Genomic DNA, 8,639 nt, shown 5'->3' on the forward strand with positions numbered 1-8,639 from the left:
CTATCTACCGGTATTAATAACCGGAAATGTGACATGATAGGTACAAACAAAAAAGAACAATGCGCCTCAAGCCCGACCCCATCCGGCGGCACCCGCCGAACGTCCTGCCGCGCAGCGTCCGAAAGGAGCCACGTATAGCAATCACGGCAGTGCCACTCCATAAGAACATGAAAACCTATACGATGAAGCAGGCCTGCAAACTAACCGGCATGAATTACGAAGCATTGAAGTTCTATTGCAATTCAGGACTCGTGCCCGGTCTCAAACGAGACCAGAACAACCGACGCGTCTTCGACGAGCGATGCATCGCATGGATCAACGACCTGACATGTCTCAAACGCTGCGGTCTGGGCATCAAGGAGATGCGGCACTACACGCAACTCTGTCTTGAAGGTGAGTCATCGATACCGGAACGTCAGGAAATCCTTGCCGAAAAACGCGAGCATCTGGAGACGCAACTGGAGGAACTGCGTAAAGCCATCGCCTACATCGATGAAAAACAGCGCTTCTACGCCGACGTGACTGCCGGCAGGACGGCATACTGCAGCAACGTCATCGACACGACGCAAAGCGACTGATTTCGTGATAACTCTATCTAATCGTTGGAATGAAGCCGTTTCTCAATGGTGATGGATTGTCGCACCACTCGAGATACCACTCCCAGAGTGTCGTTGGATTCATCATTTTTCCACTGCGGCGGTCACCACCTCTTCGGTTGGCGGTGGATGGATAAAGAGAGGCGGAGCCTTGCATTGCCTGACTCCGCCTTCCATGGTGTTTTTCTTGTGTTTCGACTTGCATTACTTTATTTACTGTGCTAATATAGTTTATGTCAAGGAAAGGAGGTGAACATGGAAAACATCTGGCAGACCGTCAAGGACATCGCCGCGATACTCGGCGACATCGGCTCCGCGCTGGTCGGAATATCAACCGTCATCCTGATATTCATCCACCGGCCAAGCCGACACGGACGGCGCTGAAAACCGAGTCCCGGATTCTCTACCTATCCGGGACTCGGCCCCACCAGATTAACCCATGCGCACAATGAAGGACAAACTAATCAAAATCGCGTTCGCGGCAGGAATCGTGAGCCTGCTGCTCGGCGTCGGCGGCAAGGCCCTCCCGGCAGGCACGCTCGGATGCTTCGCCGGAATCCTCGCCCTCGCCTCCACGAAATGGGAGGACGGCGAATGACCACCGAATACCTGGGCGTCACCGACGTGGCCAAACGGCTCGGCATCAGCACGGCCGCAGTCAGCGCCTACAAGCTCCCCGAGCCGGACGCCACGATCGGCCGCACTCGCGGATGGCTCCCCGACACCATCGACCGATGGAACGCCAGTCGTCCCGGTCGCGGCGTCGGCGGAGGACGCCCACGCAAGAACAAGACCGAATAACAAGAAAAGCCCCTCCCCCAGCCTTGGCTGAGAGAGGGGCAACTTCGTATGGACTTAGCGGCAGCTTAACAGCTGTTAAGTCCGATACGAAGTTCTGTTAAGTGTTGTCGCTGATTTTGTGGCAACGCTTAATCTTTGTCGGAATCATCGTCCGGCTTGGTGGCCGTGAGCTGGCTCACGCCGATCAGAGCGCCGACGAAAACGCCGACGGCGTTGATGGTCGTGACGATCTCGCCGCAGTGAGGCAGTCCCCACTGCGGGCCGACCGCGCCGACCAGCCATGCGACGGCCGGCAGGGCGATCAGCGCGACCCACTTGAGGATCTCGTATGCCTTGTCGGGCAGCAGATAGTCGAGCTCAGTCTTGGTGTCCTTGTCCATTCCACACCTCCTTTATGTGTTGCAGGAACCGGCTCCACAACGCTTAATCGTGGAGCTGGAGTCCGGTCAGCGGAGCCGCTGGCCTGGATAGATGGTGTACGGCGGACGGAGGCCGTTGCGCTGGGCCGCGGCGTACCAGCCGGATCCGTAGATCTTCCACAGGCTCTCGCCTGCGCTGACCACGTGCGTGGACGAGTAGGTCGTGGACGGCGTGGAGACGGTGGACGAGCCGTAGTAGGTGATCGTCTGGCCGACGTAGATCCGGTTGATGTTGCCGGACGGCACGCGCCATGCGGAGGCCGGCTTGAGGCCGGTGCGCTCGGCGATGGCCGACACGGTGTCGCCGGAGCGGACCACGTAGGTGCGGGTCGTCGTGCGGGTCACGGTGGTCGGGCCGGAGTACGTCGAACCGGACAGGCGGCTGTTGACGATGTTCATCACCGCCTGGTAGTTGTCGCCGAGACGGGACTGCCGATCGGCGCCGTTGCCGTAATCGCCGCGGATGACGGCGGTGGCCATGGCGTTCAGGTCGGTGGTGTTGGTCGTCCGCTTCTCCACGTGGACGTTCGGCGTGCCGGTGGATCCTCCGGTGGTGGAGCAGCCGGCGCGTTCGCCGCAGGCGATCTTGCGCCATGCCGTCCTGTCTCCGAAGAATTTGTCGAGGTCGAGCGGTCCATGTCCGTTGAGGTAGCCAGTGCTCGTGTACTGGAGCATGCCTTCGCCCTGCGATCCGGCGAGCCATGGGGAGTCCTGGTAGCCGGTCGCGTAGTTGTTGGCGTACTGCGCCGCCCACAGCATGCACTTGGCTCGGACGTCCGCCGGTATCTGGCCGACGAAGCCCTTGGAGCAGTAGACGACGGGCCACACTCCCGTCCTGGCGTGGACGCGGTATACCCACGTCCGCACCCAGTTGCTGTTGCCCCACGCGGCGTTCTGGTATGGCTCCCAGTCGAGGACGAGCATGGCCTTGCCGACGTATCCGGTGATGTGGTTGACGAAGTTGTCGGCTTCGGTCGTGGCGTCCATTCCGGACGCGTAATCGTACAGGCCTAGCTCCTTGCCGGTGTTGACGGCGCCGGATGCTTGCTGGCCCCAGCTGGAGTTGATGTACCAGCCCTGGTTGACCTTGACGATCGCGAAGTCGGCCGGAGCGACCTGCGTGATGTCCGGGGCCTGGTAGCCGGATACGTCGTATCCGTTCAGGTCGGCCATCGCGGCGGGCGCCACGGCCATGGTGATGGCCATGACCACGCCGGTCACCGCCAGCCGGATTCGTTTGAGCCACGGAGGCTTGTGCTTGCGCATTCATTTCCTTTCTCTGAAAACGGGAAACCCCACGTTTTCACGCGTGGTTTCATGGTTGATGGCGTCACATGTGGGCGCCACGATTGAAAAACAGGACGAGCGTGGCGAGACCGATCCAGGCGATGACGAAGGTCATGCGTCCTCCACGGTCTCCGGCGCCACGTCGGCGCGCAGCTCGTCCGGCAGGTGCGGTTTCGGATGCCGCTTGAGGAAATCGGGCTCGACGATCTCGCAGAACTGTTGCAACCAATGGAACAGCTGCCTCGTGTATGCGGCGAGCGCGAAGTATTTTCGCTGCTGATCCTCCAGGTGCTGGATCTGCTCCTCCTGCGACTCGACCTGTTCCCTCAAAGGCTTGATGACGGAATCGGTGAGGATGTCGCAAGCCTTCGCGGCGATGTCCGCGGTGTCCTTGCGTCTGCTGGAGATGGCGCCGATGATGGCACCCACTCCTCCACCGCCGATCAGGGCGACGATGAGAGACGTCCAGAATTCCGTGCTTGAAAAGAGGTTAAGCGGCGTCATCCGAGCTCCATGGGTCGAGGCGCTTCTGGACTTCGTCGCGCAGGTTTTTGGGGATGGAGTCGATGGTGCGGGCTCCGGAGCGGACGAGGTTGGCGTAGATGGCGATCATGGCTTGCTGCAGGGTGTTCATGCTTGCTCCTTTGCTCCGGCATCGTTGGCGGACGCTGTGGTGAGTTGCGCCTCGTAGAGGGCCGCGATGGCGGTGGCGTTGTCGACGGCCTGCTGCTCGAGCTGTGCGATGCGCTCCTTGTCGTCCATCGATTCGATCTCGGCCGATTGGATGAGGCTGTCGAATTGCTCGACCGCCTCCTGTTCGGTCAGGTCGCGGCACAGGTAGGTTTCCTGCGCCGTGTATTCGGTGGTCTCGGTGCCATCGGTGCCGAGATGCTGGACCTGCTTGATGTCCTCGCGGAGCCAGATGTCGGCGAGGCCGTCGCCCCGCCTGAAGTATTCGACCTTTTCCAGCGGTGTGGCGCTGGTGACGAGTTTGCTCATCTTTTTTCCTTCCTTGGTTGTTGGTTGGCGCGGGCCAGCGTCCGCTTGGCCATGCGCATTGTCTCGTCCACCTGCCGGCGGCGGCGCACGAGCGTCGAGTCGGAGTGGATGAAGTATCCGTAGTAGCTGGCGCATCTGCGCGCCAGTGTCAGGTTCCTTGGGTGTCGGCGGAATCTGGCGAAGGTCCGTCCGGCTCGCAGGAATATGCCGGGTCTGATGTTCGTCCGGCCGGGCCGGAACGTGTAGCCGACCATGTCGATTGGTTCGATGCCGACGTGCTTGACGTTCCATTCGGGGTGCATGTCGAGTTTGAGCCGGTCGTGCGCGAAGGTGGTGATGCGTCTTGCCGCGATCGACAGGTCGCGTTTCGAGCGTCCGAGCAGCAGGATGTCGTCCATGTAGAAGAGGACGTGGGTGACGAGCCTTCGCTTCGTGGTGGTGCCGTCCCTGTGCCGTCTGGTTTTGGTGAGTCCGTGCTCGCAGAAGTGCCAGATGGACGACAGGTAATAATTCGCCAGGTATTGGCTGAGGTAGCTGCCGATGTTCAGGCCGTTATCGCCGGCGTAGGAGTCGATGAGGTGGAAGACGAGGCGCAGGAGCGTCATGTCGCCGACGTCGTGCGAGAGCATCGCCTTGAGCGTCGGCCGATCAATCGATGGATAGCATTTGCGCACATCGAGTTTGACGAAGACTTTGCTCGATGGTTCGCGGATCCATTTGCGGATGACACGTCGTGCGTCGTTGGTGCCGCGGTCCGGGATGCTCGCGGTCTGCCATCGTCCTATCTTCGCGTCGAACAAGGGCATGAGGGCGATGACCGCGACGTGGTCGAGGATCTGCTGTTCGACGGCCTCACGGCCGATGACGCGATGCTTGCCGGAAATCGGTTCGACACGGTTGAAGTATCGGATACGTGGATGGTCGAATCCGCCGGTCCTGATCTGGCCGGCGAGTCTGATGGCGAGGTCGTCGAGGTCCGGGTGGTGTTCCAGGAATCTCGTGACGTCGCGTCTTGATGTTTTGCCTTGCAGGTAATGGTCTATGGCCTTCCTGACGAAGGCCGGTGTGCCGCAATGCGTGTGACGGCAGTAGGTTTTCAATTGAGCTGTTCCTATCTGGACTTTGCGCGGCTGTCGATGTGGCTGGATGGGTTCATCTACCGGCCGCGTGCTCGTGTTGCATTTTCGGATCTGGCCGTGGCATGCCGTCTGGCTTAGATCGTGGCCGACGGTAATCGGAGTGTTCTGATGTTTTCGACAGGATTGTCCAGGTATGCGGCCGCCGATGTTCCACCTGCGGTTCGTCAGGTCCCTGTTCAGGTTCGCGTGGAACGCGCCGCAGTTCGAGCCATCACTGAGATTGCCGAACCGGTGCACGACGCGAAGGACGGTAGGCGCGCCACTCCGAGTCCCACATGTTTTTCAGCGGGACGATGAGGGGGCTTGCGCCCCCTCGCTGCGCTCACCCCTCACCGCTCTTGGCTCATGCCTTCGAGCGGCCGAGCGCGGATAGGCGGCCGCCGATGTCCCACCAGCGGCCCGTCAGGGCCCAGTGCAGGCCCGCGCGGAACGCGCCGCAGGTCGAGCCACCACCGAGATCGCCGAACCGGAGCACCTGTCGGAGCCCCTGTGCCTGGACCGGATTGGCATAGACGGCGTCGGTGAGGCCGGTGCTGGAGGTGGCGCCGATGCCGGTCGGCAGGAACACGCGCCCGTCGACGACGTTGAAGTCCTCGGCGAAGCGCGAGCTCGAGTCGTTGGTCTTGTCGCGGGTCGGAAACTCGCCTACGAGAGTGTAGTTGTCGGTGTTGGTCTTGGATGCCTTGGTGATGTCGTGCACGAGGTAGAGGGCGGTGTGGCCGATGCCGTCGGCGTCCTTGTAGGCGTTGACGATGGCGTCCGCGTCGACCTCGTAGATGCCGTTGCCGCGTTCGATGCCCTGCAGACGCACCGGCTGCCATCCGGCGTGGTCGGCCTGCGGGCGTCCGTCTCCCCTGCCGCGGATGGAGTCGGTGGCGCCGGTCTTCCACGGCATGGTGCTGACGAACGCGGTGGTCGTGGTGGTGATGGCGGCGCCGTCGATGTTGAGGGCCACGTTCGTCGCGTCGATGGTGGTCTTGGACAGGACGGTGCGGGCCTCGGCCATGGAGTGGTTGCCGCTGTTGTTGCGTTCCTTGTCGGTGCCGATGTTGATGGTGGATCCGACGAGGATGTTGTCGGCGGTGTCCTTGGCGATGATGACGCGTTTGGCATTGGTCTCGGCCTTGGTGACCGGCCCCTGAGCCGTGTAGTTTTCGAAGCAGCCGCCGAGCGCCGCCTCCATGTCCTTGGTGGCGAATTTCAGCATGAGCATCAGCTGGAAGTAGAAGACGTCCGGCTGGCATTGGCCGGCGTACCCCTTGCCCTTTTTCAGGGCGAGGTCGATCTGGTCGTTCTGGCAGCCGAAGCCGGGGTCGATCTTCTGGCTGCTCCAGGAGCGCGGTATGCCGCCGGACAGGGATGCCGCGTATTTCGCGAACAGCAGGCATGGGCGTTCGGTGCCGTCCGGCAGGAGCAGTCCCGGCATCGGTTCGAAGCCGTCGTACTGCTCGTCGCTGTAAAGCAGTTCGATGTGGTTGTCGTCTCCGTCGATGCGGAAATATCCGGGCGCGACCATGACGAACACGTCTCCGTTGGATCCGTCGCGGCGGAATCGGCTGTCCCCTTCGATGGCGGTGATGTGCGGCACGCCGGAGTCGTCCACGGTGGCGTTCACATCGCGCCATTGGAAGGCGTTGAGGTAGGCGTAGTCGTCGCGTCCGGCGTTCGCGGCGGTGGATACCGTCACGGACAGGTTTGCGTTGTCGTGGGTCTTCGCGCCTGTGGGCACATGGGAGAAGGAGTAGCGAGGGAACTGCACGCCGTAGATTCGGCCGGAGCGGTGCTGACTGTAGAACTCCTTGACATTCGCGTATTCGTGCTTCGATTCGTCGTAATGGAAGGTCGTGCCGTCCACGTCGGTCTCGCGCAGGGCGCGCATGATCTTCGCGAAATCGCGCAGGCGGATGAACTTGTCCGGATTTGCCATTTTCTGTCCTTTCTCAGTTGCGGATGGCGGCCAACGCCCAGTCGATGTCGGACTGGTCGATGTCAGCCAACGGATTGCCGGTACCCACCGGCGTGAGCGTGGTAGAATCAACTTCAACCAGATCGGAGAAATTCAACACCGAAGTCGAATCCGGCACCTGCACGACGCGAATGAACCGCCATGAATCGGCGCTATCGCCGATGGTCACCTCGTAGGCGAACGTGTTATCGGTCGGCGGAACGGTGACGGTCGCGGTGCCATACTCGTCCAGTCTCACCTCGAACGAGTCACGCACCACGATGCGCTTACCGCTGTTGAAACGGCTCGTCGGAATCACGTGAACCGTCTCACCGGCCAAGTCGGCGATGCCATCCGCACTCGGATGGCCGAAATCGAATTTGATCTGAGTCAAAACATCCTCCTTAAAAGAAGCGTTAAAAACAAAACCCGTCGAAATCGACGGGTTTAAAAACATGAACGGAGAATCATGGATGTGAAACAATAAGAAACCCACACGCATGTCAGGCCAACGGCAACACGACAATGTGTGGGATTATTCAACAATAATCGGGAAGGAACCAATGCTTTTCGGCACATTCGCATCCACTGTTTGGAAACCCTCATGCGCGAAACTCCGCGAATGCACTCTAGTGGGATATGAAAGCGCCCTGAACCGTCATATCCTCCCACAATGGAGCGGAAAAGACCTGGACTCGATCACGGTGGCGGACATCGAATCATGGTTGGACTCCTTCGACAAGCCGGGAGCGGCGCGAAAAGCATGGGCCGTGTTCCGTGCGATTCTCAGGCTCGCGTTCCGGCGCGGCATGACGGACAATGATGTGACCAGAAGGGAAATCAGACTCCCCCGCCTACGTCACTATGAGCCGCGAGTGTTGTCGGCGCAGGAGGTGCGCAAGCTGTTGAAAGGCTTCTACGGGCATCCGCTCGAAGCATGGCTGTTGGTGTCGGTATGCGCCGGTTTGCGCCGTTGCGAGTCGGTCGGCATCGAATGGTCTGACCTTGACCTGCGGCGTGGCACGGTAACAGTCAAACGTTCCGTGCAGTGGGTCGCAGGACATGAGACGGTCACCGAGCCGAAGACCGATTTGAGCCGTCGAACCGTGGCGTTGCCGCGATTTGCCGTCAAACGGTTGGCGGAACTACGGCACGGCACGAAGACCGGCAGACTGGTCGGCAATCTGAACGCGAACCAAGTCGCTAACCGTTACAAGTCATGGTGCCAGCGAATGAAACTACCCTCTGTCCCGCCACGCAATCTGCGTCACACGTTCGGCACGCTGGCAATCAAGGCGGGCACCGACATCAGCGTGGTCGCACGACAGCTCGGCCATTCCGACATCCAGACCACCGCAAGGTATTATTTGAAGCCTGATCTGAGCGTCCTCAAGGACATGCAGCGAGCATGGCAACGACTGGTGTTGACCTGCTGAATAGCTTTCCGTAACCC

The 8,639-nt window shown here is 60.6% G+C and carries 13 protein-coding genes; 5 read left to right on the forward strand and 8 right to left on the reverse strand.

Going from position 1 to position 8,639, the window contains the following annotated elements:
- Positions 1 to 167: 167 nt before the first annotated feature.
- From Q5H33_RS02780 to Q5H33_RS02795, 4 genes are all read left to right on the forward strand, one after another.
- Entirely contained in the window at positions 168 to 578 is a 411-nt protein-coding gene (locus Q5H33_RS02780; protein WP_302422898.1) for a MerR family transcriptional regulator, read from the forward strand.
- Positions 579 to 851: 273 nt separating this feature from the next.
- Entirely contained in the window at positions 852 to 980 is a 129-nt protein-coding gene (locus tag Q5H33_RS02785; RefSeq protein WP_021913380.1) for a hypothetical protein, read from the forward strand.
- Between the two features lie 64 nt (positions 981 to 1,044).
- Entirely contained in the window at positions 1,045 to 1,194 is a 150-nt protein-coding gene (locus Q5H33_RS02790) for a hypothetical protein (protein ID WP_158332670.1), read from the forward strand.
- Positions 1,191 to 1,397, forward strand: a complete 207-nt coding sequence (locus Q5H33_RS02795; protein ID WP_046999708.1) for an AlpA family transcriptional regulator — start codon at positions 1,191 to 1,193, stop codon at positions 1,395 to 1,397. The genes Q5H33_RS02790 and Q5H33_RS02795 overlap by 4 nt, the downstream gene beginning before the upstream one ends.
- 128 nt (positions 1,398 to 1,525) lie before the next feature.
- Here the strand turns inward: Q5H33_RS02795 and Q5H33_RS02800 are convergent, their stop codons facing one another.
- The 8 genes from Q5H33_RS02800 to Q5H33_RS02835 all read right to left on the reverse strand — a co-directional run bounded on the left by Q5H33_RS02800 (position 1,526) and on the right by Q5H33_RS02835 (position 7,580).
- Positions 1,526 to 1,777, reverse strand: a complete 252-nt coding sequence (locus tag Q5H33_RS02800; protein ID WP_085462021.1) for a phage holin — start codon at positions 1,775 to 1,777, stop codon at positions 1,526 to 1,528.
- A 66-nt stretch (positions 1,778 to 1,843) separates the two neighbouring features.
- A complete protein-coding gene (locus tag Q5H33_RS02805) occupies positions 1,844 to 3,082 on the reverse strand; it encodes a GH25 family lysozyme (protein WP_046999710.1) in 1,239 nt (412 codons plus the stop codon).
- 132 nt (positions 3,083 to 3,214) lie between these two features.
- The gene (locus Q5H33_RS02810; protein ID WP_046999711.1) at positions 3,215 to 3,607 is read right to left on the reverse strand and encodes a hypothetical protein; all 393 of its coding nucleotides are present in this window, start codon (positions 3,605 to 3,607) and stop codon (positions 3,215 to 3,217) included.
- Positions 3,594 to 3,737 (reverse strand): CD1375 family protein, encoded by a 144-nt coding sequence (locus Q5H33_RS02815; RefSeq protein WP_160298774.1) that lies wholly within the window; start codon positions 3,735 to 3,737, stop codon positions 3,594 to 3,596. The genes Q5H33_RS02810 and Q5H33_RS02815 overlap by 14 nt, the downstream gene beginning before the upstream one ends.
- A complete protein-coding gene (locus tag Q5H33_RS02820) occupies positions 3,734 to 4,102 on the reverse strand; it encodes a hypothetical protein (RefSeq protein ID WP_235363018.1) in 369 nt (122 codons plus the stop codon). Before Q5H33_RS02820 ends, Q5H33_RS02815 begins: the two co-directional genes overlap by 4 nt.
- Complete coding sequence (locus tag Q5H33_RS02825) at positions 4,099 to 5,202, reverse strand: RNA-directed DNA polymerase (RefSeq protein ID WP_302422917.1); 1,104 nt, start codon at positions 5,200 to 5,202, stop codon at positions 4,099 to 4,101. The genes Q5H33_RS02820 and Q5H33_RS02825 overlap by 4 nt, the downstream gene beginning before the upstream one ends.
- A gap of 382 nt (positions 5,203 to 5,584) precedes the next feature.
- Positions 5,585 to 7,168: a hypothetical protein gene (locus Q5H33_RS02830; protein WP_302422919.1), complete on the reverse strand. Its 1,584-nt coding sequence runs from the start codon at positions 7,166 to 7,168 to the stop codon at positions 5,585 to 5,587.
- A gap of 13 nt (positions 7,169 to 7,181) precedes the next feature.
- Positions 7,182 to 7,580 (reverse strand): hypothetical protein, encoded by a 399-nt coding sequence (locus tag Q5H33_RS02835; protein WP_046999713.1) that lies wholly within the window; start codon positions 7,578 to 7,580, stop codon positions 7,182 to 7,184.
- Between the two features lie 169 nt (positions 7,581 to 7,749).
- On the opposite strand from Q5H33_RS02835, the gene Q5H33_RS02840 reads away from it, so the two are divergent.
- The gene (locus tag Q5H33_RS02840) at positions 7,750 to 8,622 is read left to right on the forward strand and encodes a site-specific integrase (protein WP_174768225.1); all 873 of its coding nucleotides are present in this window, start codon (positions 7,750 to 7,752) and stop codon (positions 8,620 to 8,622) included.
- Positions 8,623 to 8,639: the final 17 nt, after the last annotated feature.

The sequence above is a fragment of the uncultured Bifidobacterium sp. genome (genome assembly GCF_959020145.1).
Lineage (GTDB): Bacteria > Actinomycetota > Actinomycetes > Actinomycetales > Bifidobacteriaceae > Bifidobacterium.

What these genes read in the sequence shown, in the direction of transcription:
- Q5H33_RS02790 (WP_158332670.1), top strand. Translation starts at nt 1,045, where the DNA reads ATGAAGGACAAACTAATCAAAATCGCGTTCGCGGCAGGAATCGTGAGC.
- Q5H33_RS02810 (WP_046999711.1), bottom strand. Translation starts at nt 3,607, where the DNA reads ATGACGCCGCTTAACCTCTTTTCAAGCACGGAATTCTGGACGTCTCTC.
- Q5H33_RS02785 (WP_021913380.1), top strand. Translation starts at nt 852, where the DNA reads ATGGAAAACATCTGGCAGACCGTCAAGGACATCGCCGCGATACTCGGC.
- Q5H33_RS02840 (WP_174768225.1), top strand. Translation starts at nt 7,750, where the DNA reads ATGCTTTTCGGCACATTCGCATCCACTGTTTGGAAACCCTCATGCGCG.
- Q5H33_RS02780 (WP_302422898.1), top strand. Translation starts at nt 168, where the DNA reads ATGAAAACCTATACGATGAAGCAGGCCTGCAAACTAACCGGCATGAAT.
- Q5H33_RS02815 (WP_160298774.1), bottom strand. Translation starts at nt 3,737, where the DNA reads ATGAACACCCTGCAGCAAGCCATGATCGCCATCTACGCCAACCTCGTC.
- Q5H33_RS02800 (WP_085462021.1), bottom strand. Translation starts at nt 1,777, where the DNA reads ATGGACAAGGACACCAAGACTGAGCTCGACTATCTGCTGCCCGACAAG.
- Q5H33_RS02805 (WP_046999710.1), bottom strand. Translation starts at nt 3,082, where the DNA reads ATGCGCAAGCACAAGCCTCCGTGGCTCAAACGAATCCGGCTGGCGGTG.
- Q5H33_RS02795 (WP_046999708.1), top strand. Translation starts at nt 1,191, where the DNA reads ATGACCACCGAATACCTGGGCGTCACCGACGTGGCCAAACGGCTCGGC.
- Q5H33_RS02820 (WP_235363018.1), bottom strand. Translation starts at nt 4,102, where the DNA reads ATGAGCAAACTCGTCACCAGCGCCACACCGCTGGAAAAGGTCGAATAC.
- Q5H33_RS02830 (WP_302422919.1), bottom strand. Translation starts at nt 7,168, where the DNA reads ATGGCAAATCCGGACAAGTTCATCCGCCTGCGCGATTTCGCGAAGATC.